Source organism: Cellulomonas aerilata, assembly GCF_007991755.1.
Taxonomy (GTDB): Bacteria; Actinomycetota; Actinomycetes; order Actinomycetales; family Cellulomonadaceae; genus Pengzhenrongella; species Pengzhenrongella aerilata.
Genome location: NZ_BJYY01000014.1, coordinates 62,078 through 86,361, shown reverse-complemented (window position 1 = coordinate 86,361; position 24,284 = coordinate 62,078). Strand labels below are relative to the sequence as shown.

24 protein-coding genes, 1 tRNA gene and 1 riboswitch are annotated in these 24,284 nt (G+C 75.2%); of the genes, 11 read left to right on the top strand and 14 right to left on the bottom strand.

Going from position 1 to position 24,284, the window contains the following annotated elements:
• Positions 1-61: 61 nt before the first annotated feature.
• Positions 62-134, bottom strand: a tRNA-Arg gene (locus tag CAE01nite_RS11355).
• Positions 135-296: 162 nt separating this feature from the next.
• On the opposite strand from CAE01nite_RS11355, the gene CAE01nite_RS11350 reads away from it, so the two are divergent.
• The gene (locus tag CAE01nite_RS11350) at positions 297-1,232 is read left to right on the top strand and encodes an alpha/beta hydrolase (protein ID WP_146904336.1); all 936 of its coding nucleotides are present in this window, start codon (positions 297-299) and stop codon (positions 1,230-1,232) included.
• A gap of 43 nt (positions 1,233-1,275) precedes the next feature.
• Here CAE01nite_RS11350 and CAE01nite_RS11345 read toward each other — a convergent pair whose 3' ends face one another.
• A complete protein-coding gene (locus tag CAE01nite_RS11345; RefSeq protein WP_146904333.1) occupies positions 1,276-2,514 on the bottom strand; it encodes a CAP domain-containing protein in 1,239 nt (412 codons plus the stop codon).
• Positions 2,515-2,788: 274 nt separating this feature from the next.
• Here CAE01nite_RS11345 and CAE01nite_RS11340 point away from each other — a divergent pair, with 274 nt between their 5' ends.
• Positions 2,789-3,283: an OsmC family protein gene (locus CAE01nite_RS11340; protein ID WP_146904330.1), complete on the top strand. Its 495-nt coding sequence runs from the start codon at positions 2,789-2,791 to the stop codon at positions 3,281-3,283.
• Complete coding sequence (locus tag CAE01nite_RS18185; protein WP_186816557.1) at positions 3,280-4,140, top strand: hypothetical protein; 861 nt, start codon at positions 3,280-3,282, stop codon at positions 4,138-4,140. The genes CAE01nite_RS11340 and CAE01nite_RS18185 overlap by 4 nt, the downstream gene beginning before the upstream one ends.
• A 100-nt stretch (positions 4,141-4,240) precedes the next feature.
• Here CAE01nite_RS18185 and CAE01nite_RS11330 read toward each other — a convergent pair whose 3' ends face one another.
• A complete protein-coding gene (locus CAE01nite_RS11330) occupies positions 4,241-5,230 on the bottom strand; it encodes an aldo/keto reductase (protein ID WP_146904329.1) in 990 nt (329 codons plus the stop codon).
• Between the two features lie 65 nt (positions 5,231-5,295).
• Between CAE01nite_RS11330 and CAE01nite_RS18180 the strand changes: the two genes are divergently transcribed.
• The 6 genes from CAE01nite_RS18180 to CAE01nite_RS11305 all read left to right on the top strand — a co-directional run bounded on the left by CAE01nite_RS18180 (position 5,296) and on the right by CAE01nite_RS11305 (position 10,076).
• Entirely contained in the window at positions 5,296-5,472 is a 177-nt protein-coding gene (locus CAE01nite_RS18180) for a hypothetical protein (RefSeq protein ID WP_186816556.1), read from the top strand.
• Complete coding sequence (locus tag CAE01nite_RS11325; protein WP_186816555.1) at positions 5,469-5,942, top strand: SRPBCC family protein; 474 nt, start codon at positions 5,469-5,471, stop codon at positions 5,940-5,942. The genes CAE01nite_RS18180 and CAE01nite_RS11325 overlap by 4 nt, the downstream gene beginning before the upstream one ends.
• Before the next feature lie 39 nt (positions 5,943-5,981).
• Positions 5,982-7,355, top strand: a complete 1,374-nt coding sequence (locus CAE01nite_RS11320; protein WP_222595911.1) for a low temperature requirement protein A — start codon at positions 5,982-5,984, stop codon at positions 7,353-7,355.
• A gap of 179 nt (positions 7,356-7,534) precedes the next feature.
• Positions 7,535-8,359: a dimethylargininase gene (gene ddaH / locus CAE01nite_RS11315; RefSeq protein ID WP_146904324.1), complete on the top strand. Its 825-nt coding sequence runs from the start codon at positions 7,535-7,537 to the stop codon at positions 8,357-8,359.
• Between the two features lie 50 nt (positions 8,360-8,409).
• A complete protein-coding gene (gene rocD / locus CAE01nite_RS11310; RefSeq protein ID WP_146904611.1) occupies positions 8,410-9,600 on the top strand; it encodes an ornithine--oxo-acid transaminase in 1,191 nt (396 codons plus the stop codon).
• A gap of 14 nt (positions 9,601-9,614) precedes the next feature.
• Entirely contained in the window at positions 9,615-10,076 is a 462-nt protein-coding gene (locus tag CAE01nite_RS11305) for an Lrp/AsnC family transcriptional regulator (protein WP_146904321.1), read from the top strand.
• Positions 10,077-10,161: 85 nt separating this feature from the next.
• Here the strand turns inward: CAE01nite_RS11305 and CAE01nite_RS11300 are convergent, their stop codons facing one another.
• The 4 genes from CAE01nite_RS11300 to CAE01nite_RS11285 form a co-directional block, all read right to left on the bottom strand.
• Positions 10,162-11,124, bottom strand: coding sequence for a universal stress protein (locus CAE01nite_RS11300; protein WP_146904318.1), 963 nt, complete (start codon positions 11,122-11,124; stop codon positions 10,162-10,164).
• Between the two features lie 207 nt (positions 11,125-11,331).
• Entirely contained in the window at positions 11,332-11,850 is a 519-nt protein-coding gene (locus tag CAE01nite_RS11295; protein WP_146904316.1) for an HNH endonuclease, read from the bottom strand.
• Between the two features lie 183 nt (positions 11,851-12,033).
• The gene (locus tag CAE01nite_RS11290; protein WP_307724995.1) at positions 12,034-12,876 is read right to left on the bottom strand and encodes a C40 family peptidase; all 843 of its coding nucleotides are present in this window, start codon (positions 12,874-12,876) and stop codon (positions 12,034-12,036) included.
• Between the two features lie 7 nt (positions 12,877-12,883).
• A riboswitch (cyclic di-AMP (ydaO/yuaA leader) is annotated at positions 12,884-13,048 on the bottom strand.
• Between the two features lie 331 nt (positions 13,049-13,379).
• Entirely contained in the window at positions 13,380-14,135 is a 756-nt protein-coding gene (locus CAE01nite_RS11285) for an iron-dependent transcriptional repressor DtxR (protein WP_146904312.1), read from the bottom strand.
• 153 nt (positions 14,136-14,288) lie between these two features.
• Between CAE01nite_RS11285 and serC the strand changes: the two genes are divergently transcribed.
• On the top strand, positions 14,289-15,422 hold the full coding sequence (serC, locus tag CAE01nite_RS11280) for a phosphoserine transaminase (RefSeq protein WP_246131155.1): 1,134 nt from the start codon (positions 14,289-14,291) through the stop codon (positions 15,420-15,422).
• A 129-nt stretch (positions 15,423-15,551) separates the two neighbouring features.
• On the opposite strand, the gene CAE01nite_RS11275 is transcribed toward serC, so the two are convergent.
• From CAE01nite_RS11275 to CAE01nite_RS11260, 4 genes are all read right to left on the bottom strand, one after another.
• Positions 15,552-16,181: a hypothetical protein gene (locus CAE01nite_RS11275; protein WP_146904310.1), complete on the bottom strand. Its 630-nt coding sequence runs from the start codon at positions 16,179-16,181 to the stop codon at positions 15,552-15,554.
• A 65-nt stretch (positions 16,182-16,246) separates the two neighbouring features.
• Positions 16,247-18,058: a DUF4012 domain-containing protein gene (locus tag CAE01nite_RS11270; RefSeq protein ID WP_146904307.1), complete on the bottom strand. Its 1,812-nt coding sequence runs from the start codon at positions 18,056-18,058 to the stop codon at positions 16,247-16,249.
• A gap of 42 nt (positions 18,059-18,100) precedes the next feature.
• Positions 18,101-19,456, bottom strand: a complete 1,356-nt coding sequence (locus CAE01nite_RS11265; protein WP_146904304.1) for an MFS transporter — start codon at positions 19,454-19,456, stop codon at positions 18,101-18,103.
• Between the two features lie 22 nt (positions 19,457-19,478).
• Positions 19,479-20,060, bottom strand: a complete 582-nt coding sequence (locus CAE01nite_RS11260) for a MarR family winged helix-turn-helix transcriptional regulator (protein WP_307724994.1) — start codon at positions 20,058-20,060, stop codon at positions 19,479-19,481.
• Between the two features lie 153 nt (positions 20,061-20,213).
• Here CAE01nite_RS11260 and CAE01nite_RS11255 point away from each other — a divergent pair, with 153 nt between their 5' ends.
• Positions 20,214-20,759 (top strand): VanZ family protein, encoded by a 546-nt coding sequence (locus CAE01nite_RS11255; protein ID WP_146904302.1) that lies wholly within the window; start codon positions 20,214-20,216, stop codon positions 20,757-20,759.
• Here CAE01nite_RS11255 and CAE01nite_RS11250 read toward each other — a convergent pair.
• The 3 genes from CAE01nite_RS11250 to CAE01nite_RS11240 form a co-directional block, all read right to left on the bottom strand.
• The gene (locus CAE01nite_RS11250; RefSeq protein WP_186816554.1) at positions 20,710-21,279 is read right to left on the bottom strand and encodes a CAP domain-containing protein; all 570 of its coding nucleotides are present in this window, start codon (positions 21,277-21,279) and stop codon (positions 20,710-20,712) included. The genes CAE01nite_RS11255 and CAE01nite_RS11250 overlap by 50 nt on opposite strands.
• Before the next feature lie 2 nt (positions 21,280-21,281).
• The gene (locus tag CAE01nite_RS11245; protein WP_146904296.1) at positions 21,282-22,595 is read right to left on the bottom strand and encodes a UDP-glucose dehydrogenase family protein; all 1,314 of its coding nucleotides are present in this window, start codon (positions 22,593-22,595) and stop codon (positions 21,282-21,284) included.
• A gap of 74 nt (positions 22,596-22,669) precedes the next feature.
• Positions 22,670-24,136, bottom strand: coding sequence for an NCS2 family permease (locus CAE01nite_RS11240; protein WP_146904293.1), 1,467 nt, complete (start codon positions 24,134-24,136; stop codon positions 22,670-22,672).
• Positions 24,137-24,284: the final 148 nt, after the last annotated feature.

The window sequence follows — 24,284 nt, the reverse complement described above, 5'->3', positions numbered from 1 at the left end:
GGTACGTGAGGCAGCGGTGACGGGGGCCACGGTGAGGCCCAGCGGTGACGGGACGCGGCGGTGCCCTGGAGCAGACTCGAACTGCTGACCTACCGCTTAGGAGGCGGTTGCTCTATCCACTGAGCTACCAGGGCGTGGGGCCAGGGTACCGGGACCGGCTCCGGCAGCCGGTCGCGTGCGCCGCGGATCGCCGCCACGCCGCGGACGGCCGCTGGCGCACCGTGGACGCCACGGAGCAGAGTGCACCGCAGCGACGCCACGCCCCCGCCCACCACGGACCCCGACAGGGAGCCCCTGTGACCTCGATCCCGGACGCCTCCGCCCACGCCCGCCCGGGCACGACCGTCGTGCACCCGAGCACGGTCGTCCCGGAGCTCCCGGAGCTCCCCGAGCCGCGGCGCACGGACGACCGGCTCGTCCGGCACGCGGTCACCTACGCCAGGCCGCTCGGCTACCGCCCGCTGCTCATGGACGTGCACCTGCCGGCGTCCGCGGGCGGGGACGCACGGGTTCCCTGCGTCGTGTGGATCCACGGCGGTGCGTGGTGGGAGGGCGACCGCCGCTTCCCGCCGGGCGGCTGGAACGGGGACGACTTCTGGTTCCGCCTGCTCACCGGCGCCGGGATGGCGGTCGCGACGATCGACTACCGGCTGTCGGGGGAGGCGCCCTACCCCGCGCAGCTCGCCGACGCCCAGGCGGCCATCCGGTTCCTGCGCCACCACGCACCGGCCCTGGGCATCGACCCGCAGCGGATCGGCGTCAGCGGGGAGTCGGCCGGCGGTCACCTCGCGGCGATGGTCGCGCTGACCGGGCACACGCCGGTCCCGGCGACCCACCGCAGCGTCGTCGGGCCCAGCAGCGCAGTCCAGGCGGCGGTGCCGATGTACCCGGTCACCGATCTGCTCGCGTTCGACGGCGACCCCGCCGGCGGACCGGCACCGGAGGACCTGCTGCTGGGCCACCCGGTCCGGGACGCGCTGGACGCGGCCGCCGCGGCGTCACCGGTCCGACACGCCTGGGCGGGCGCCCCGCCCATGCTGCTGCTGCACGGCGACGCGGACACGCTCGTCCCGCCGGCGCACAGCCGCCGGCTGGCGACGGCGCTCGAGGAGGCCGGCGCCACCGTGCGCCTGGAGCTGGTCCGGGGCGGTGAGCACTGCTTCGTCGGCGCCGACCCCGTGCCGCCGTTGCGCGCGGCGGTCGCCTTCCTCGCCGAGCACCTGCGGGCGTGATCGGGACCGGCCCGCGGACCCGCGGTCGACGCCGCGGGCGCCCTCAGCTGAAGTTGACCGCCCCGTAGAGCTTGTTGCCGAGGACCACCGCGCCGATCTGCATCGACGACCTGTCGCTGCGCAGCATCCACTCGTTGTGCGCCGGGGACGCGGCCCACGCGCTGACCAGCCGCGACGCGGTGCCGGGCATCGTGTACCCGACGATCTTGTCGCCGCCGCTGTGCCAGATGCTGCCGGCCTGCGCCATCGCCGAGGCGTGCGCCACGAGCGAGCCGGAGCGGGAGATGCTCAGGGCCGGCAGGCCGTGGCCGGCGCGGTAGGCGTTGATGGCCTCACCGAGTGCGCCGGCGCTGAACTCCGGGACGCTGCTCGCCGGGGCCTCGGCAGCCGGCTCGGGCGCCGCGGCCGCTCCACCGCCGGTCGCGGGCGCCGCGCCACCGCCGCCCGACGGTGCGGCGGCACCACCGCCCGCGGGAGCGGGGGCCGCGGTACGGCGGGTCGACGGCGCGGCGGTCTTGGCGGCGGACCGGGACGCGGGCTGTGACGCCCGGGCCTCGGCGGCCGCGCGCTCGGCGGCAGCCTGCGCCTCGGCGGCGGCCTGCGCGGCGGCCGCGGCCTCGGCGGCGATCCGCGCGTCCTCGGCAGCCTGCCAGGCCGCCTGCGAGTCGACGACGGCCTGCTGCGGCGCGGCGACGGGCTCGACCGCGGCCTGCGAGGCGGTGACCGCCGGCGCCGGCACGGTCGCCAGGACGGGCGCCGCGGTGTCGATCGCGACCTGCAGGGCGGTGCGCAGCTCGGGAGCGGCCTGCGGCGACGCGGCGAGCACGCCGCGGGCGCCGTCGAGCACAGCGGTCCCGGCGGCCACGGCGGCGGAGCGCTCGGCGAGCACGCGCTGCCGGTCGGCCTCCGCGCGGGCGGCCCGGTTCGCGGCCTGGTGCTCCTCCAGCTCGATCCTGGCGGCGGCACGTGCGTCCGCGATCCGGGCGGCAGCCGCAGCAGCCGCCGCCGCGCGGGCGTCCTGCTGGGCGTTCGCGGCGACCGCGGTGCCGGCGCCGAGGGCGAGCGTGAGGACCGCGGCGGCGGCGGCGCCGACCATGCGCGAGCGGTGCAGGCCGCGAGGCGCGCCGTCGGGCGTCCCGAGCGTCTCGGACGGCTCCGTCGTCACGGCCGTCCCCGGACCGCTGCTGTCCTCGCCGGCCGCCCGGACGCGCGCCGGGGCGGACGGCACCGGGGCGAGGTCGGGTGCGCCGTCGAGCAGCGGTCCGCGGTTCAGGAGCGTCATGTCGTCAACCTTCGGGAGGGCGGCGGAGAGCAGCGGGCGTCATCAGTGCGACGAGGGACTGATCGGTACGGGCACCGACGAGCTGAGCGGAAATGTCCGATGCGTCGCGTCTGTCCTGTGACAACCGCGAGGCGGGCTGTGACTGTTTCCGGTCACGGTGGCAGATCGGTCACACCCGGCACGCCCGCCCCCTCCCGTGCACGTACGGCGGCGCCCGGAACCGACGGGTACGGGCGCCCTGCCACGACCGTGGCCCCGTGGCATAGTCAGCCGGATGACGACTGATCACGGAACGGTCACGGAGACCGTAGCCGTTGCCGCGCCAGGTCCGGAGTCACCGTCCGCCGAAGGAGCGGCGCCGGCGCAGCTCTGGGTCGAGCGGACCGGGACCCGGACGTACACGGGCCGCAGCTCGCGCGGCGCGGAGGTCCTCATCGGACCGGCCGAGGCCGGTGCGGTCTTCACGCCCGGGGAGCTGCTGAAGATCGCGCTCGCGGGGTGCAGCGGCATGACGGCCGACGCGGCCCTGGCCCGCCGCCTGGGGGACGACGTCGCCGTCGTGGTGCGCGTCTCCGGCCAGTCCGACCCCGCGGAGGACCGCTACGAGCACCTGCGCGAGGAGATGGTCGTCGACCTGTCCGGCCTCGACGACACCGCGAAGGCCCGGCTGCTCACGGTCGTCAACCGGGCGATCGAGTCCCACTGCACCGTCGCGCGCACCCTCACGAACGGTGCCACCGTGGAGCTGACCATCGAGGGAGAGGGGTGAGGCTCGTGCCGTCCCTGCGCCGCAAGCGCCCGTCCGACCGCGAGCTGTCCCGCCGGACGCCCGACGACGTCACCACCGCCGGGCCGGAGCCCGAGGGCCCGCACCTGAGCAGGCGGGGACCGCTCGAGGCCCTCCTCGACCGAGCCGTCACGGTGCCGTCCAGCGCGATCCACGCGCACGTGCAGACCCTGCGCACCCGCAACCCGCACGCCTCCCCCGAGCAGATCATCGGGCTGCTGGAGAAGGAGTACCTGCGGGTCGTCTCCGCCGCCGGCGGCGCGGTCGGCGCGGCCGCGTCCGTGCCGGTCGGCGGCACCGGGGTGGCGGTCGGGCTGACCGCGGGCGACATCGCCGCGTTCTTCGCCGCCTCCGGGGCGTTCTCGCTGGCCGTGGCCAGCGTGCACGGCATCGAGGTGCAGGACGCCGACCGCCGGCGCACCCTGCTGCTGACCACCGTCCTGGGCGAGGACGGGGCCAGGGAGCTCGGCGAGGCGATCCAGAGCGGGTCCGGCGCGGCCGCCCGGACGCTGCTGACCCGCATGCCGACGACCACGATCAACGCCGTCAACGGCACCCTGACCCGCCGGCTGGTGCGCAGACAGGTCGCCAAGCGCGGCGCCCTGGTGTTCGGGCGGCTCGTGCCGTTCGGGGTCGGGGCGTGGATCGGCCTGCGGGGCGCCCGGTCGCTCGGCCGGACCGTGATCGAGGGCGCACGCGCCACGTTCGGCCCGCCGCCGCGGGAGTTCCCGCGCGTGGTCCAGGTGGTCGAGCCGGGCGGCACGAGCCGGCTCGTCGGGGCCGAGCAGGTGGACAGCACCCTGGACGGCTCCGGGACGAACGGGACGCCGACCGTCTGACGGCCCGCACCTGCGCCGCTCTCCGGCCGACGCACCGACGGCCGGGTCCCCGCCCGCGAGGCGGGGACCCGGCCGTCCTCAGGTCAGGACCGAGCAGCGCTCACCAGCGGTCGTGCACGTGCGGTCGGACGGCGTCGTCGTACACGCCGCGCAGCCCCTCCAGCGTCGTCTCGTCCAGCGGCGCCAGGTCGGCCGCTGCCGCGTTGGCCCGCGCCTGCTCGGCGTTGCGGGCCCCGGGGATGACGGTGCTGACACCCGGCTGGTCCACGATCCAGCGCAGGGCCAGCTGCGCCGTCGTCGCGCCCTGCGGGGTGTACGACGCCACCCGCTGCGCCGCGTCGACGCCGACGTCGTACGGCACGCCGGAGAACGTCTCGCCGACGTCGAAGGCCTCGCCGTTGCGGTTGTAGGTGCGGTGGTCGCTCTCGGCGAACGTCGTGCTGGCGTCGTACTTGCCGGACAGCAGCCCGCTGGCCAGCGGGACCCGCGCGATGATCCCCACGCCGGCCTCGGCGGCCGCGGGCAGCACCCGCTCGAGCGGCTTGCGGCGGAACACGTTGAGGATGATCTGGACGCTCGCGACGTTCGGCCGGGCGATCGCGGTCAGCGCCTCGTCGACCGTCTCCACCGAGACGCCGTACGCCGCGACGCGGCCCTCCTGGACCAGGGTGTCCAGCGCGTCGTAGGTCTCGTCGCGCGAGTAGACCTCGGTCGGCGGGCAGTGCAGCTGCACCAGGTCGAGGGTGTCGACTCCGAGGTTCGCGCGGGAGCGGTCGGTCCAGCCGCGGAACGCGTCCAGCGTGTACGCGTCGGCGACGTGGGGGTTCGCGCGGCGTCCCATCTTCGTCGCGACCGTCAGCTGCGGACCGCCCGACCGCTGGGCGAGGAACCGCCCGAGCAGGCTCTCGCTGCGCCCGTCGCCGTAGACGTCCGCCGTGTCGAGGAACGTCACCCCCGACTCCACGGCCGCGTCGAGCAGCGCGAACGCGTCGTCGTCGGCCACCTCGCCCCAGTCACCGCCCAGCTGCCACAACCCCAGCCCGACGACGCCGACCTGACGTCCCGTCCGTCCCAGAACCCGTGTCTCCATGGGGCCGGACGCTACCGTGGAGGCCCGGCGCCCGCCGGACCAGTCCGCGCGCTCGGAGGGACGCCATGGCGCACCCCCGCCGGTACGACGACGCCGACCCGGTGCCCGTCCGGCTGCGCGGGCGCGCCTCCCGGTTCCCCGCGTCCGGCGCGGCGGAGCAGTGGGGCCGGCCGACGTCCCGGACGTGGGCGATCGTCGCGTTCCACGCCCGCACCCGTACCCGTACCGAGGAGCACCGATGACCCGCACCGTGGCCGTGACCCGGGTGGTCGACCTGCCCGCCGACGCCGCCTGGGACCTGGTGGTCGACGCCCGCAACCACCAGCGCTGGGTCCCGCTCACCCGGATCACCGTGGAGGGGCTGCCGATCGCGGTCGGCTCGCGCGTCCGGGCGGTGTCCGGGCCGTTCCAGGAGCGCGGCGTCCCCGGCCTGCTCGACACCATGCGCGTCGACGTCCTGGACCCGCCCGCACCCGGACGGCCCGGGACGGCGGTGTTCACCAAGCTCGGCCCGGTCCTGCGCGGCAGCGCCGGGATCCACGTCGCCGGCGTGGACGGGGGACGCGCGGCGGTCACCTGGACCGAGGACGTGCACCTGGCCGGACCGCTCCCGCGCGCCCTCACCGCCGCCGTCCTGGCGCCGGCCCTCGCCGTCATGCTGCGACTGGCGCTGCACCGTGTGGTCCGCGAGGCCGCCCGCCGTCCCGTCTGACCCGGCCGTCGTGCCGCACGACCAGCACAGGAGTCCCTCGTGAGCGCCCCCGGCGTCCGCCCGCAGCACGACCACCCCGCGGACCCCGCGGGCACCGACAGCACCGGCAGCACCGCCCGCGGCAGCTTCGGCCGCACCGCCCCCGGCAGCGACGGCGGGCCGGCCGGCGGCGCCCGGCCCCGGCGCGGGGTCCCGGGCCGGGCGCAGGCCATGCCCGAGCGCGGATCGGTCACCACGCTGGAGCTGTTCTTCGACCTGGTCTTCGTGTTCGCGCTGACGCAGATCACCGCGACCATGGCGGACGCGCTCAGCCCGCAGGGCCTCCTCCGCGGGGTGCTGGTCATCGCGCTGCTGTGGTGGTGCTGGACGGGCTACGCCTGGCTCGCGAACCTCGTCCGCGCCGACGAGGGCGTCGCCCGGGTGGGCATGTTCGCCGCGATGGCGGCCATGTTCGTCCTGGCGCTGTGCATCCCGGAGGCCTTCGACGACGCCGCCGGCGGGCTGTCCGGCCCCGTCGTGGTGGCCCTGTGCTACTTCGCGATCCGCGCCCTGCACCTGCTGCTGTTCTGGGCGTGGTCCGGAGACGACCCCGAGCTGCGCGGACAGCTCAAGCGCTTCGCCCCGTCCATGGTCGCCGGCACCGCCCTGCTGCTCGCGGCCGCGGCGACCAGCGGCGCGACGCAGCTCGGGCTGTGGGTCGCGGCCCTGGTCGCCGACTACCTCGGCACCTACCTCGGCGGGGCGGCCGGCTGGCGGGTGCGCTCGGCGGCCCACTTCGCCGAGCGCCACGGGCTCATCGTCATCGTCGCGCTGGGCGAGTCCATCGTCGCGATCGGCGTCGGCGTCGCGCAGCTGCCGATCTCGACGCCGATCATCGCCGCCTCGACCCTCGGGCTGGCCCTGGCCGGGGCGCTGTGGTGGGCGTACTTCGACGTCTCCGCGCTGGTCGCCGAGCACGCCCTGGCCGCGGCCGGAGGTCCCCGGCGTGCCGGGCTGGCCCGCGACGCCTACAGCTTCCTGCACCTGCCGATGGTGGCCGGGATCGTCCTGCTGGCCCTGGGCCTGAAGAAGGTCCTCGAGTACGTCGGAGACACCGAGCACCACACCCTGTCCGACCCGCTCGGCGGAATCGCGCTGCTGGCCCTGGTCGGCGGCGTCGTGCTCTACCTGCTCGCGCACGTGGGCTTCGGCCTGCGCACCGGCGGCGGGCTCGCCGTGCCCCGCCTGCTCGTGGCCCTGGCCCTGCTCCCGCTCGCCTGGCTCGGGGCCGCGCTGCCCGCGCTGGCGACGCTCGCCCTGCTGACCGCGGTGGTCGTCGCCCTCGTCACCTTCGAGTCGCTCCACGACGCCGCGGACCGGGACCGCGCGCGGCACGGGCACCACCCCGCTGGGGACGCCCACCCCGGCACCTGACCGACCCGGACGCGTCCCTCAACGCGGATGCAACGGATCGCCGCCGATGCGTGCCGCCACGCAACGGATCGCGGGTCGGCGTGCAACGACACGACGCGGTCAGCCGCGTGGCCCCCGCCTACGCTGAGGACCGAGCCACGACGACGCGGCGACCGATCCCGTACGCCCCCGGAGGACCGATGACCGCCGCGACCCGTCGCCACTACCTCATGTGCGAGCCGACCCACTACACGGTGAGCTACGAGATCAACCCGTGGATGGACGCCACCCGGTTCACGGACAGCGAGCTGGCCGTCCGGCAGTGGCGCGTGCTGCGCGACACCTACCTCGAGCTGGGGCACACCGTCGAGCTCATCGACCCCGTCCCCGGCCTGCCGGACATGGTCTACGCGGCGAACGGCGCCACCGTGGTGGACGGCGTCGTCTACTCCGCCCGGTTCCGGTACCCCGAGCGCGCCGCCGAGGGTCCGGCGTACCAGAAGTGGTTCGCCGACGGCGGCTACGTCACGCACACCGCCGCCGAGACCAACGAGGGCGAGGGGGACCTGCTCACCGTCGGCGACCTCATCCTCGCGGGCACCGGGTTCCGCACCGCCCGCAGCTCGCACGCCGAGGCGCAGGAGCTGTTCGGGCTGCCGGTGGTCTCCCTCGAGCTCGTGGACCCGCACTACTACCACCTGGACACCGCGCTGGCGGTCCTGTCCAGCGACCCCGCGCACCCCCAGGTCGCCTACTACCCGCCGGCCTTCTCCCCCGGGTCCCGCCGGGTGCTCGAGCGCCTGTACCCCGACGCGGTCATCGCCACCGAGCGCGACGCCGTCGCCCTGGGCCTCAACGCCGTCAGCGACGGGCACCACGTCGTCGTCGCCCCCGGAGCGGTGGACCTCGCCCAGGCGCTGCGCGAGCGCGGCTACGAGCCGATCGCCGTCGACACCAGCGAGCTGCTCAAGGGCGGCGGCGGCGCCAAGTGCTGCACGCTCGAGATCCGCGGATCCGTCGCGTGAGCGCCGCGCCCGACGCCCTCACCCGTCCCGACGCGCACACGGGCCGCCCCGTGACGCCGTCGGGTGGCGGTCACCTCGCGCACAACTACCACCCGCTGCCCGTCACGCTGACCGGCGGGGAGGGCGCCTGGATGCGCGACGGCGACGGGCGCGAGTACCTGGACCTGCTCGCGGGGTACTCCGCCCTGAACTTCGGCCACCGCCACCCCACGCTGGTCGCGGCCGCGCACGCGCAGCTGGACCGGCTGACCCTGACGTCCCGGGCGTTCGACCACGACCTGCTGCACCCGTTCGCCGACCGGCTCACCGCGCTGACCGGCACGCAGATGATGGTGCCGATGAACACCGGCGCCGAGGCGGTGGAGACCGCCATCAAGGTCGCCCGCAAGTGGGGTCACGAGGTCAAGGGCGTCCCCGCCGACCGGGCCACGATCATCGTCGCGGACGGCAACTTCCACGGCCGCACCACCACGATCATCTCGTTCTCCACCGACGACGACGCGCGGCGCGGCTACGGCCCGTACACGCCCGGATTCCGCATCGTGCCGTTCGGCGACGCCGCCGCGCTCGCCGCGGCCATCGACGACACGACGGTCGCCGTCCTGCTCGAGCCGGTCCAGGGCGAGTCCGGGGTCGTGGTGCCGGGCGACGGCTACCTCCCGGCGGTCCGCGCGGCGTGCGACGCCGCCGGCGTGCTGCTCGTCGCCGACGAGATCCAGTCCGGACTCGGCCGGACCGGCACCACGCTCGCCTGCGAGCTGTGGGGCGTCACGCCGGACCTGGTCACCCTCGGCAAGGCGCTGGGCGGCGGGATCGTCCCGGTCTCCGCGGTGGTCGGACGCGCCGACGTCCTCGGGGTGCTGACGCCGGGGACGCACGGCTCGACCTTCGGCGGCAACCCGCTGGCGTGCGCCGTGGGGCTCGCCGTCGTGGGGCTGCTGGAGACCGGGGAGCACCAGGCCCGCGCCCGCGAGCTCGGCGCCCGGCTGCGGTCCCGCCTGGCCTCGCTCGCCGACGACGGCCTGATCGCCGGGTACCGGACCGCTGGCCTGTGGGCCGGGGTCGACGTCGACCCCGCGTGGGGCACCGGACGCGACCTGTGCGAGCGGCTGCTCGAGCGCCGGGTGCTGGCCAAGGACACCCACGGGTCCACGATCCGCCTGGCACCGCCGCTGACGATCGCGACCGACGAGCTGGACTGGGGCCTGGACCAGCTCACCGACGCGTTGCGCGTCCGCTGACCCGCCGTGGGCGCATGAGCCTGGACCCGCTCGACGAGGCGATCCTGCACGAGCTCGCGCTGGACGCCCGGTCCAGCTATGCCGACATCGGCGCCGTCGTGTCGCTCTCCGCGCCGGCCGTCAAGCGGCGGGTGGACCGGCTGCGCGAGACGGGCGTCATCCGGGGGTTCACCGTGCGGCTCGAGCCGTCCGCGCTCGGGTGGGAGACCGAGGCCTACGTCGAGCTGTTCTGCTCGGGCTCGACCAGCCCGCTGACGATGCGGACCGCCGTCGAGCGCTACCCCGAGGTCATCTCGGCCAGCACGGTGACCGGCGAGGTCGACCTGCTGCTGCACCTGCGCGCGCGGGACATGCGGCACCTGGAGCGGGTGGTCGAGCGGCTCAACGCGGAGCCGTTCGTCAGCCGCACCCGCTCGACGATCGTGCTGTCGGCGCTCGTGCGCCGACCCGACGTGCAGGGGTCGCCGGAGTCCTGACCGGGGCCATGGCCGCCCTGGCTCGCCCTGCTCGGACCACCCGCGCCGCCGGCGCCCCGTGCGCCCCAGGCGTCTGAGGGCCGGGTCAGGGGTACAGGTCGCCCATGTCGCGCACGCGACCTGTCGGCCGGGCACCGCCCTCCTCGCACCGGCGGGTCACCACCATGACCGGGCACGCCGAGTGGTGCAGGACGGCCTGGCTCGTGGAGCCCAGCAGCAGCCCCGCGAACCCGCCCCGGCCGCGGGACCCCACGACGATCAGGTCGGTCGCGGTGGAGAACTCGGTGAGCAGCTCGGCGCCCGTGCCGTCCAGCACGTGCCGCTTCACCTCCAGACCGGGGTCGTCCGCGACCGCGCGGTCGATGACGACGTCGAGGCCCTCGGCGATGTCGCGCAGCACGGCCTCGTGGTCGACGGCGGCCGGCAGCCACGCCAGCAGGCCCGACCCGGACCCCACCGGGACGCCGGCCACCGCGGTGAGCTCGGCACCCCACGCCTTGGCCTCGCGGATCGCGTGCCGCAGCGCGACGTCCGACGCGGGCGACCCGTCCACGCCGACGACGATCCGGCGCACCGGCTCGACGGGTGCCGTGTCCAGCGGGTCCACGCCCCCGGGCCGGGCCGGGACGACCACCGTCGGGCAGTACGCGTGCGCGGGCAGCGCGGACGAGACGGTCCCCAGCAGCCGGTCGGCGAACCCGCCGCGGCCACGGGTCCCGACCACGGCCATCCGGGCGGTGCGGGACATCTCGACCAGGACGGCGGCGGCGTCCCCGGTGACGACCGAGGCGGTCGACGGGACACCGCGGTGCTCGACCCGCTCCTGCGCCTCCGCGAGCACGGCCTTGGCGCCGGCCTGGATCGCGGTGTCGTCCAGGGCGGCGTACCCGCCGTCGAGGGAGGCGGCGGTGAACGCCGGCAGCGCGTAGGAGCAGACGAGCTTCAGCCGCAGCCCGTGCGCGCGCGCCTCGGCGGCGGCCCAGTCCAGGGCGTGCAGGCTCGTCGCCGAGCCGTCCACACCCACCAGAACGACGTCGTCGTGCGTCATGGCTTCCTCCTGCGATGGTCGCTGCTGTGCACAGTGTGCCCCCGCGGCACCCCTTGTCGGCAGAGGATGCGGCACACACTTGACCGAACGCAGACCTGCGGTTTTCTTTCACCCGAACGGGCCTCGCCCGGGTGGCACCGCCGCACTGGCCCGCCCCGAGGGCGGGCGGGTCGTGCCCGGCGGCCGGCGCCGGACCGACCGAGCGCGTCAGGCCGCGGCGCCGTCGGCCAGGTACGGCGACCACGACGGGTCGGCGCGCACGGTCGCGGAGAGCAGCGCCGCGGCCCCGCGCGGCGCGCGGGGCGTGAAGGACAGCTCCCACCCGATCTCGTGCAGGAGGTGGTTGGACTTGCGGTTGTTGCAGCGGCTGCACGCCGCCACGACGTTCGTCCACTCGTGCCGGCCGCCGCGCGATCGCGGCAGGACGTGGTCGACGGTGTCCGCCGGGCCGCTGCAGTACGCGCACCGGTGCCCGTCGCGCAGCAGGACGGTGCGGCGGGTCGGCGGGACCGCGCGGCGCATGGGGACGTGGACGTACCGCGTCAGGCACAGGACCAGCGGGACCGGCAGCGAGGTGCGCTCGGAGTGCAGCAGGCGGTCGTCCGCCTCCAGGACCGTCGCCTTGCCGGTCAGCACCAGCAGGACCGCGCGGTGCATGGAGACCACGCAGAGGGGCTCGAGGCTCGCGTTGAGCAGCAACGACCGGCGGACGGGCGCTGCGGGCATCAGCACGAGGGGCTCCGAACCAGGTGTGTGGACCCGTCTGGCTGGCCGGGCCCGGCTGGGTGGTGCAGGCGCGACCAGCGTAACCGCACGCCCGCCGCCGCATCGGGGTTTGACGCGGCGCACGACGAAGGGCCCCGCACGCGCTGTCGCGGTGCGGGGCCCTTCGTCGGTGGTGCGGAGCGGTCAGGCGACCCGGATGAAGACCGGGCTGCTCTGCCAGAGCGAGCGGACCTGGATGCTCTTGCCCGGACGCGGGGCGTCGACCTGCATGCCGTCGCCCAGGTAGATGCTGATGTGCCCCGGCGACCAGATGAGGTCGCCCGCACGGGCCTCGGACCGCGACACGACCGTGCCGGCGCCCCGCTGCGCACCCGAGGTCCGCGGCAGGGAGATGCCCACCTGCGCGAAGACGTACGACGTGAAGCCCGAGCAGTCGAACCCGTCCGGCGTGGTGCCGCCGGAGCGGTACGGCACACCGACGTAGCGGGTGGCGATCTCGGCGATCGCGCTGCCGCTGGCGGACGCCGGGACGCTGGCGGCCGGAGCCTCCTCGACGACGCTCTCGGTCACCGCCTCGGCCTCGGTGGCGGACTCGTCCGCGGCCGGGGCGGCCACCCGCTCGGCGGAGCGCGACGCCACGGCGGCGGTGCGCGTCGGCTTGGCGGCGACCTTCTTGACGACCGGCGGCGGCGGGGGCGGGTCCTTGACGACCGTGACCGCGGGGACGTCCAGCGCGAACTGGGCGTCGGCCGCGACGGTGACGACCGGGGCGGTGGCCAGCGCGGCACGTGCCGCGGCGGTCAGCGCCGACGTGTCGACGGCCGGCAGGCTCGACGGCGCCGACGCCGGCGCCCCTGCTGCCCCGGCCGGCGCGGCGATCGTGGAGACGACCAGCCCGGCGGACGCGGCGGCGATCGCCGTGCGACGACCGACGACGGCGATGGAGCCGGTGGCCGCGGTGGCGAGGTCGGTCAGGGGGGTTGCCGGTCGGCGCGCAGCGCGATGCCGGGCGCGAGTGGTGCTCACGGACACGTGTGCCTCTCCTGTACGCCTGCGAGGTCAGCTGTCGGGTTCGGGTAGGAGATGCACCCGGCCGTGGGGACGTCGCATGCGACATCCGCCCCGGCTTCACCCCGAGGACGCCATCCCTGGCGCCCACAAACCTTGGGTCCCCCGCTCCTGCCGGCGGTTCGTCCGGAACCTCGCGCGCCGGCAGGATTAGGCGTGCCGCGCGAGGGCTGCCCCGGGGGTGGATCCTCGAGGAGCAGGCACGACCGTACCTGAACGGCTTCGGCGATGTCACGCTCCGGTCACGGTCAGATCACGTGTCGCGCGTGAGTCGTGACACACCATCCCGGAGGTCGGACGGGGAGAACCGGGGCCTCGCGTCCCCGCGGTCACCCGATCGGCCGTCCACCGTCCGGCCCACCGACCGGTCGGCGGACCGGGAACCGGCCGTCGGACGGCCGGGGGTCAGGCGGTCAGGCGGTCCGGCGGTCAGGCGGTCCAGCGGTCAGGCGGTCCAGCGGTCAGGCGGTCGGCAGACCGCCGACCGGCTGCGGCTCGGGGAGCCCGTCCAGCGCCGCCGGCGTGGCCACGAAGATGTGCCGGGCGACCTCGTCGGGCAGGTCCAGGACCGTCTCGGCACCGGGCGCGCCGACGGTCAGGACGGTGGCCCCCCGCTCGACCGTGATGGTCTGCCCCGGGCGCACCCCGGCCTCCGCGAGCCGCGCGAGCAGCTCGATGTCGGTCTGCAGGGGCTCCCCCAGGCGCTCGACCACCGCGGTGGCCGGTGCGGCGCCCGCAGACGGGGCCACGCTGCGCAGCGGCACGACGCCGCTGAGGAACAGCTCGTCCTGGCGCTCCTCGCCCAGCTCCGCCAGTCCCGGGATGGGGTTGCCGTACGGGGAGCGGTGCGGGTGGTGGAGCAGGTCGACGAGCCGCTTCTCCACCCGGTCGCTCATCACGTGCTCCCAGCGGCACGCCTCCTCGTGCACGAACTCCCAGTCGAGGCCGATCACGTCGGTGAGCAGCCGCTCGGCCAGACGGTGCTTGCGCATCACCCGCATGGCCTTGAGGTGGCCGTCCTCGGTCAGCTCCAGGTGCCGGTCCCCGCTGACCACCACCAGCCCGTCGCGCTCCATCCGCGCCACCGTCTGCGACACCGTCGGACCCGAGTGCCCCAGCCGCTCGGCGATCCGGGCCCGCAGCGGGACGATGCCCTCCTCGGCGAGCTCGTAGATCGTGCGCAGGTACATCTCGGTCGTGTCGATCAGGTCGCTCACGGGTGCAGCCTCCAGGTGGTTCGCTCTCGCCGCCCCTCAGGCTACGGCGTGCGCACCGTGACCGTGGCGCACCGGTGCGCCGCACCCACCACCCGCCGTCCGGGGGGCGGGCACGTCCGTCGCCGGCGGTGCGGCGCGACCTACGCTCGCCGGGTGCCCACGGCTCCAGCGATCCAGATCCCCGCCGACCTGCTGCCCCGGGACGGACGCTTCGGCTCCGGACCCAGCAAGATCCGCGCGGAGCAGGTGACCGCGCTGGCCGCCGGGTGGCGCTCGCCGCTGGGCACCTCGCACCGCCAGCAGCCCGTGCGCTCGCTCGTGGGCCGGGTCCGGTCGGGGCTCGCCCAGCTGTTCGGCGCGCCGGACGGCTACGAGGTGGTGCTCGGCAACGGCGGCTCGACGGCGTTCTGGGACGTCGCCACGCTGTGCCTCGTGCACGAGCGCGCCCAGCACGCCGTCTTCGGCGAGTTCGGCGCCAAGTTCGCCACGGCCACCTCTCGCGCACCGTTCCTGGCCGACTCGTCCGTCCGCTCCGCCGAGCCGGGCTCCGTCGCGCTGCCCGAGCCCGAGGACGGCGTCGACGTGTACGCCTGGCCCCACAACGAGACGTCGACGGGCGCGATGGCGCCGGTGCGGCGGGTGCCCGGGTCCCGGGAGGCCGGGGCGCTGACCGTCGTGGACGCCACGTCAGCCGCCGGCGGGCTGGCCGTCGACGTCGCGGAGACGGACGTCTACTACTTCGCGCCGCAGAAGAGCTTCGCGTCGGACGGCGGGCTGTGGCTCGCCCTGCTGTCGCCCGAGGCCGTCGAGCGCGCGCACGCGGTGGAGGGCAGCGGACGATGGGTGCCGGAGTTCCTGTCGCTGACGACCGCGATCGCCAGCTCGCGCCAGGACCAGACCCTCAACACCCCGGCGATCGCCACCCTCGTGCTGCTCGCCGAGCAGCTCGACTGGATGCTGGCGGCGGGAGGCCTGCCGTGGGCGGCCGCGCGCACGGCGGAGTCGGCCGGGCACCTGTACGGCTGGGCGCAGGAGCGCCCCTGGGCGACGCCGTTCGTCACCGAGGCCGCCGACCGCTCGCACGTCGTGGGGACGGTCGACCTGGACCGGGCGGTCGACGCCGCTGTCGTGTCCGCCGTCCTGCGGGCCAACGGCGTGGTCGACGTCGACCCCTACCGCAAGCTCGGGCGCAACCAGCTGCGCGTCGCGATGTTCCCCGCGATCGACCCCTCGGACGTCCAGGCGCTCACCGCGTGCGTGGACCACGTGGTCGACCGCCTGGCCTGAGACCACGGGGCCCGCACCTGCTCCCGCGGACGACCGGCAGGGGCCGGGGGGCACGGCCCCGGCACGACGAAGGGCCACGCGCGGTGTGCGCGTGGCCCTTCGTCGGGTGCGGCCGGTGGCCGCGGTGGGTCAGACGCGCTGGCGGGCCCGGCGGGCGAGCAGCAGCGCGGTGCCGCCGAGGACCAGCGCGCCGCCACCCAGGGCGAGCGGCAGGACGGCGGACCCGGTCGCGGCGAGCACACCGGAGGACGACTGCGAGCGGACGCTGTCCGCCGCGGCGGCTGCGGCGCCCGAGCCGGCGGCGGCCGAGCGCGGGGTCTCACGGGACGCGAGGACGAGGCTGGACGCGCACGCCTCGGGGACGGTCACGTTGACGCGGGTCGCCTCCGGGGCGGTCGCGAAGACGAGCGTCACCTCGCCGTCCGCCCCCGCGGGCCACGCCTGGTTGTCCACGGTCAGCGGCTGGTCGGCCAGGACGAGGTCGGCGCCGGGCAGGTTCGTCCACGTGACGTCGACGGTCGCCGCTCCACCGACGGCGCCGGGCGCGACGACGTAGTCCAGGACCGGTGCGCCCTCGTTGCACTCCGGGGTCACGCGGACCTCGCAGGTGCCACCGGGGATGTACCGGTCGTTGGGCGTGCAGAGCGGGAGCGTCGCGGCGGCCGCGGGGCCGGCGAGCCCGGCCACGGCCACGGCGGCAGAGGCGAGAACGGTCAGAGCGCGGCGCATCGGGACCCCCGGGTCAGACTTTTCGGACATGTGGCCAGTGTGGCACGTGGGCCGAGCGGTCGGGCGACCGGCGCGGGTGAACCTGTCGCCCCAGGTCAGCGACCGGCGCAGTCCGCGGTGGCCGTGGTGAGGCCGGGGGACGAGGTCGTCGGCGTCGTCCACAGCGGGATCTCGGCACCCCGGTCCGGCGCGGTGACCGTGAACACGTAGCTGATCGTCTCGCCGGGCCCGAGCATCGTGGACAGCACCTGGGCCTGCCGGCCGGCGATCGTGGCGCCCGGCGCGCCGAGGAAGGAGTCCCCGCGCTGGATCTGGTCGATCGTGCCGTCCACCGGCGAGTACACCGACACCCGCATGCGCATGGACCCGATGGGCACCCCGGTGCTCTCGTCCCCGACGACGTAGGGCGGCAGACCGCTGGAGTCGGCGGGCAGCGTGGACGTCAGGTTGAGCCGGACCCGCATGGTGACCCGGCCGTCCTCGCACGTCGCCGAGTCCAGGCTGGTGGTGCTGCGCAGGAAGGTGTCGGTCTTCCACCCCGACGCGTTGTCGATGAAGACGCCGACCGCCTCGTCGTGCCCACCGGTGAGCAGCGCGCCGTCGACCCCCGTGCCGCGGATCCTCTCCTGCTCGTCCTGGTGCGCCGACCACACCGACAGCCGTCGCTCGGCCACGCCCTGCTCCACGCCGGCGAGCAGCGTCGCCGGGTCGCCCTGTCCCGCGGCGAGCGCGTCGAACGCGGTGGCCGCGGCGCTGGCGAAGAACTCGTCGGACTCGCGCGGGTCGCTCTGGTCCTCGTAGGCGTCGAACAGCAGCGTCTGCACGAGCGTGTCGGGGTCGAGCAGCACGCCGTTGGGGTGCGCGAGCGGCCCGGTCGCGCGCATCACGTAGGACAGCGCGACGGGGTCGATCGCGAGCACCCCGTCGACCGTCTGGCCGGTGATCCTGCGCCACATCTCGGCCGCGAGCTGCCCGGAGCGCGGCGCGTCCGGCAGGAGCACGACGTCCTCCAGGTGCTCGCCCGGCAGGTCCGTCGCCAGGGCGCGCTCGGGGTCGGTGAGCGGCAGCACCGGGTCGTCGAAGGAGGTGATCTCCGGGTTGGCGGCCTGCTGGACCAGCCGCAGCCGGCCGTCGTCGACGCTGATCACCGCCACGGCGCCCACGATGCCGCCCTGCGCGCGCAGCTCCCCGGAGTTGAGGAACAGGACGAGGTAGTTGCGCGGCTGCTCCGCGCCGAGCATCGGCGGCAGCAGGACCGCCAGCCGCTCGGCCTGGGTCAGCGTCGTGGTCGCGCTCGTCAGTTGCTCCTGCAGCTCGGCGACCGGCCCGGGGAGCGGTCCGTGCAGCCGGTCCGGGTCGAGCTCGGCGACGGCGCGCTGGGCCCGCCCGGCGGCCTCGGCCGCGGTGCCCAGGACGGGGGCCGCGGCGGCCAGCGGCTCGGTGTCGATGCGCCCGTCGACCGGACGCAGGGCCTCCGCGTCCAGCCCCTCGGCGACGCGGGCCAGCGGGGTGACCACGCCGACCGCCAGGCCGTCCACGGCGAGCGCGACGGTGCGCACCGCCTGGGCGTCCGCCCCGATCACCGGGAGGCGCTGGGCGATGCCCCACACGGGGTCGGAGGTGGCCGCGACCGCGCGGGCGGCGTCACGCTCGATCTGCTGCGCCGGCCCGGCCAGGCCGGAGGTGTCGCCGGAGCCCAGGGCGGACCGGACGCTGCCGACGGTGTCCGCGACGGACCGCAGCGCGCTCGCGGCCTGGTAGGCGCGCACCCCCATCCACGTCCCCACGACGAGCAGCAGGAGGGCGAGCCCGACGAGGGTGAGGACCACGGGACGGCGCCACCACGGGCGGGGCTCCTCGACCCAGGTCGCGCGGAAGTCCGCGCCCGGAGTCGTCGCCTGTGCCATGGATAGATCGTGACATACCGGGCACGGGGAGCCGTCCGGCGCTCAGGCGGCGCTGCTGGAGTCCCGCGCCTCCTGGTCCGCCATCGTCCGCGACGCCTGGTCGCGCGCCTCCCCCTCCGGCTGGGCCCGGACCGGGACGTCGGGGTAGGTGACCTCCAGGTGCGGGCGGTGCAGGACGCGGTACCGGACCTCCAGGTGCCAGCTGCGGATGGCCCACAGCGCCGCGCCGGTCGCGACGAGCAGCGCACTGATCGAGCCGATGCCGATCGCCCAGCGGGCGCCGTACTCCTCCCCGATCCACCCGATGACCGGGGACCCGATCGGGGTGGCACCGAGGAAGACCATCATGTAGATCGCCATGACCCGGCCCCGCATCGCCGGGTCCGTGCTCATCTGGATGGTGGAGTTCGCCGCGGTCATCATGGTCAGCGACGCGAGGCCGACCGGGATGCACGCGATCGCGAACGACGGGTACGTCGGCATGAGCGCCATGACGCCGGTCGCGATCCCGAAGCCGAAGGCGGCGCCGATGACCAGGCGCACCCGGGGACGCTCGCGGCGCGCCGCGAGCAGCGCCCCGGTCAGGGACCCGATCGCCAGGATGGACCCCAGGACCCCGTACTCCCCGGCGCCCTTGCCGAACTCCGTCCGCGCCATCAGCGCGCTGGTGAGCTGGAAGTTCAGCCCGAACGTGGAGACCACACCCACGACGACCATGATGACGACGATGTCGCTGCGGCCGCGCACGTACTGCCAGCCCGCCCGGATCTGGCCCTTCTCGTGGCGCTTGGCGGACGGCATCGGGTGCAGGTCCGCGGTCCGCATCCGCATCAGCGCCACGATGGTGGCGACGAAGGACACGCCGTTGGCGACGAACACCCAGCCGGTGCCGATCCACGCGATCGCGAGCCCCGCCAGGCCCGGCCCGATCAGCCGCGCGGCGTTGAAGGACGTGCTGTTCAGGCCCACCGCGTTGGAGAGCTTGTCCGGCGGGACGAGCTCCGCGACGAAGGTCTGCCGCACCGGGCCGTCCACCGCGGCGACCACGCCGAGCAGCGCGGCGAACACGTAGACGTGCCACAGCTCGACGTGGCCGAGCAGGACGAGCGCGCCGAGCCCCAGGGCCAGCACGGCCTGCGCCAGCTGCGTGACCATCAGCAGCACGCGGCGGTTCATCCGGTCCGCCAGCACCCCCGCCCACACCGACAGCAGCAGCACCGGGAGGAACTGCAGCGCGGTGACCGTGCCGACCGCGACGCCGGACTCGTCGGTCAGGACGGTCAGCACCAGCCAGTCCTGGGCGACGCGCTGCATCCAGGTGCCGATGTTCGCGACGAGCCCGCCGGCGAACCACAGGCGGTAGTTGGGGTAGCGCAGGGACGTGAACGTCGGGCTCACCGGGTCTGCCTCACGGGGTCGGTCACTGGGCGGCGATGCGACGCAGCAGCTCGGCGGCGCGCACCAGCAGGACGCGCTCGTCGGACGTCAGCGTCGCGAGCCGGCGGGTCAGCCAGGCGTCGCGTCGGCGGCGGGTCTCGCGCACCTCGGCCTCCCCGGCGGAGGTCAGGGCGACCGTGATCTGCCGCCCGTCGGTGGGGTGGCCGGTCTTGACGACCAGCCCGAGCTCGACGAGCGAGTTAACCGTCCGGGTCATCGACGGCGGCCTGACGTGCTCGCGCTCGGCCAGCGCCCCGGGGGTCATCGGGCCGACGGCGGTCAGCGCGGCGAGCACACCGAACTGCGCCTCGGACAGGTCCGCCTCGCCCCGCTCGGCGCGGATGCGCCGCGCGGACCGGCCGATGGCCACCCGCAGCTCGCCGGCCAGCACGGACGGGCGGGCCTGCGCCGCCGGCACCGGCGCGGGACCGCGCTCGCCGGCCAGAGCGGCGGTGCCGGTCACGGTGCCGGCGCCGGTGCTGGTGCCGGTGCCGGTCAGCCTCGGGCGCGTGCCGGGGACCTGCGACGGGGCCGAGGCGTGGTCGGCGGGCGCACGGGTGGTCACCCCTCCAGCGTAGTCGTTAGCCCGAGTAATGACCTCCGCTAAGGGCCCGAGCGAGGCCGGGGGGCGCCGTCGTCGGCGATTTCACCCGCCCGTCCGGCGCAATCCACCCGCCCCGACCCGGGGTGACGCCGCGCGGGCACGTAGCCTCGCCCGGTGACCTCCGCCCCCTCCACCCGCACCCTGGCGGGCCCGGACAAGGTGGACGCTCCCCCCGGCGCCCCGACGCGCCGCGGACGGACCTCGGCCCGCACCGCGCCCCGCCCACGACGCCGGCTGCCGTGGGTCGCGGCCCTGGCCCTCTACACCGTGCTGGTCGGGCTCGTCGTGGGCTGGCCCACGCCGGTGGACTCCGAGGCGCGGGCCCCGCTGACGGCCCTGTTCGCGACGCTGTACGGCTTCGGCATGCCGCCGTGGTTCGACTACGCCTTCCTCGAGCGGTGCGCGAACGTGGCGATGTTCGTCCCGTTCGGCGTGCTCATCACCGGCATGGACCGGCGCCGCTGGTGGTGGGGCGTGCTGGGCCCGGCGCTCGTCTCGGGCACGGCCGAGCTGGCGCAGCACCTGCTGCTCCCCGAGCGGTTCGCGACCTGGACCGACGTCGCCGCCAACACGACGGGCGCGGCGCTGGGTGTCGCGCTCGCCCTGGCGGTCATGGCCCGAGGAAGATCTGCGCGCAGAGCATCGCGTCGTCGTCCCTGACGCAGGTCACCCCGACGTCGGTCAGGGCCGGGTCCAGGACGTTCTCGCGGTGCCCGTAGGAGTCCAGCCAGGCGGCGACGACCTCCGCCGGGGTCGCCGCAGCGCGGCTGAGGTTCTCCGCCGCGGTGGTGTGCGGGGCGCACCGGGTCAGGACGTCGTCCATCGGGGCGTGCTCGAGACCGGCGGCGCCGACCAGGGCCTCGGCGCGGGGCCGGGCGGCGTCCTGCGCGCACGCGGACCCGGTGAGCGCCGCCAGCCCCTCGTCCGCCCGCACGCGGTTCGTCTCCTCGACGATCCCGGCCGCGTAGGCGCCCGGGTCGGCCGGGCTCAGGGTGCCCGCGGGCGCAGCAGGCCCCGCCGAGACGCCGGGCTGCGGAGTCCCGCCGCCGGGTGCCGACCCGCCGCGGGGTGCCGGCCCGCCGCAGCCGGCCGTGAGCAGCGCGAGCAGGGCGACCGACGCCGCGGCCGCGGTGCGGCCGCGGCGTCCCTGGCCCTCGGTCGGGGACGGCCGCGGCCGCACCGTCAGGGACGCCCCAGGGCCCGGTAGGTCCAGCCCGCCGCACGCCAGGTGGCCGGGTCCAGGACGTTGCGGCCGTCGACGATGTTGCGCGAGCGCACGACCGTGGCCAGCTTCTCCGGGTTGAGCTCGCGGTACTCGGTCCACTCCGTGGCCAGCAGGACGACGTCCGCGTCCGTGGCGGCCTCCTCCGCGGTCTCGGCGAAGGACAGGTCCGGCCACTTGGCGCGGGCGTTGTCGATCGCCTGCGGGTCGGTGACCACGACGCGGGCGCCCTGCAGCTGCATCTGCGCGGCGACGGACAGGGCCGGGGAGTCGCGCACGTCGTCGCTGTCGGGCTTGAAGGAGGCACCCAGGACGGCGACCCGGCGACCCACGATGGAGCCGTCGCAGACCTCGCGGGCCAGGTCCACCATGCGCACCCGGCGGCGCATGTTGATGGAGTCGACCTCGCGCAGGAAGGACAGCGCCTGGTCCACGCCCAGCTCGCCGGCGCGGGCCATGAAGGCCCGGATGTCCTTGGGCAGGCAGCCGCCACCGAAGCCGAGACCGGCGTTGAGGAACCGGCGCCCGATGCGCGCGTCGTGCCCGATCGCGTCCGCCAGGCTCGTCACGTCGGCGCCGGTGGCCTCGCACAGCTCGGCCATGGCGTTGATGAAGGAGATCTTGGTCGCCAGGAAGGAGTTCGCCGCGACCTTGACCAGCTGGGCGGTGGCGTAGTCGGTCACCACGAGCGGGGTGCCCTCGCTCAGCGGGGTCGCGTACACCTCGTCGAGGGCGGCCTTCGCGCGCTCCCCCGCCTCGCCGGCCGGGACCCCGTAGACCAGCCGGTCCGGGTGCAGCGTGTCCTGCACGGCGAAGCCCTCACGCAGGAACTCGGGGTTCCACACGAGCGTCGCGGTCGAGCCGGCGTCCGTCAGCCGCTGGGCCAGGCGCTCGGCGGTGCCGACCGGCACGGTGGACTTGCCCACGACGACGCCGTCCGGCCCGAGGTGGGCCATCACGCCGTCGAACGCGGCGTCCACGTAGGCCAGGTCCGCGCCGAACTCCCCGCGCTTCTGCGGGGTGCCCACGCAGATGAAGTGCACCTGGGCGCCGGCGATCTCGCCCATGTCGGTCGTGAACCGCAGGCGGCCGGTGTCGGCCGCCTCGCGCAGCAGCTCGGGCAGGCCGGGCTCGAAGAACGGAGCACGCGCGTGCGAGAGGGCGTCGACCTTCGCCGGGTCGACGTCGACGCCCACGACGTCGTGACCCAGCTGGGCCATGGCGGCGGCGTGCACCGCGCCGAGGTAGCCGCAGCCGATGACGGAGATGCGCATGGTGAGGTCCCCACGTGTCGCTGGTTGAGAGCCCGAGTCTAGGCGCCGGCGGCCAGGAGCCCGGCCGCCGCCGCTCAGACGCCGAGCAGGGTCCTGATGGGCCCGAGGGCGAAGTAGACGACGAAGAGGGCGGCGGACAGCCACATCAGCGGATGGACCTGGCGCACCTTGCCGGCCGAGACCTTCAGCACGACGAAGGCGATGAAGCCCGCACCGATCCCGGTGGTGATCGAGTACGTGAACGGCATCAGGACGATGGTGAGGAACGCCGGGACGGCGATCTCGTAGTCCTTCCAGGTGATGCCGGAGACCTGCATCATCATGAGGAACCCGACCATCACCAGCGCCGGCGTCGCGGCCTCGTAAGGCACCATCGCCACCAGCGGCGACAGGAACGTGGCCAGCAGGAACGCGATGCCGGTGACGACCGACGCCAGACCCGTCCGGGCGCCGTCCCCGACCCCGGTCGCGGACTCGATGTAGCTGGTGTTGGACGAGACGCTGCCCGCGCCGCCGGCCGCTGCCGCGAGGGAGTCGACGACCAGGATCTGGCGCGTGCGGGGCGGGTTTCCCTTCTCGTCGAGCAGGTCCGCCTCGCCGCCGATGGCGACCATCGTCCCCATCGTGTCGAAGAAGTCGGCCAGCATGATCGAGAACACGAGCAGCACGACGGCGACGACACCGATCTTCTCGATCGAGCCGAACAGCGAGAAGTTGCCCAGGAGCGAGAAGTCCGGCGCCGCGACGAGCTGGTCCGGGACGGCCGGGACGTCCAGGCTCCAGCCCGTGGGGTTGTCCTCCGAGCGGCCGCCGATGCCGACGACCGCCTCCAGGACCACCGCCAGCAGGGTGGCCGCGATGATCGAGATGAGGATCGCCCCGCGCACGCCGCGGGTGAACAGCACGATCATCAGCAGCAGCCCGACGACGAACACCAGGATCGGCCAGCCGGCCAGCGAGCCGTTCGACCCGAGCTGCAGCGGGGTCCCGTTGCCCTGGGACACGAAGCCGGCGTCCACCAGGCCGATCAGCGCGATGAACAGGCCGATCCCGACGCTGATCGCCGTCTTGAGCTGGACCGGGACCGCACGGAAGACCGCCTCGCGGAACCCGGTCAGCACCAGGAGCAGGATGATCAGGCCCTCCAGGACCACCAGGCCCATGGCGTCGGCCCAGGTCACGCCGTCCAGGCTGGCGATCGAGAAGGCGACCACGGCGTTCAGGCCGAGCCCGGCGGCGAGCGCGAGCGGGAAGTTGGCCACCACGCCCATGAGGATCGTCATGACCCCGGCCACGAGCGCGGTCGTCGCGGCGACCATGCCCAGGTTGGGCTCGGTACCGCCGCCGAGGAACTGCCCGGTGCCGTCCGGCACGGTCCCGATGATCAGCGGGTTCAGCACGATGATGTAGCTCATCGCGAAGAACGTCACCAGGCCGCCGCGCACCTCCGCGCCGACGCTCGAGCCGCGCTCGGTGATCTTGAAGTAGCGGTCGACGGCGCTGGTGGGGGCCGTCGGCTTGGTGGGGGTCGAGGTCGCCATGGCGGCATGGTCCCAGACGGTGTCGGAAGGTGGCGGGGGTGTCCGCCGGCGTTACCTGGTGGAAACTCGGGGGGCACACCTCCCGGGACGAGGAAGCGCGGCGCCGGCGCCCGCCGAAGTGGAGGTTCATCGCGGGGGAGCGCGTACG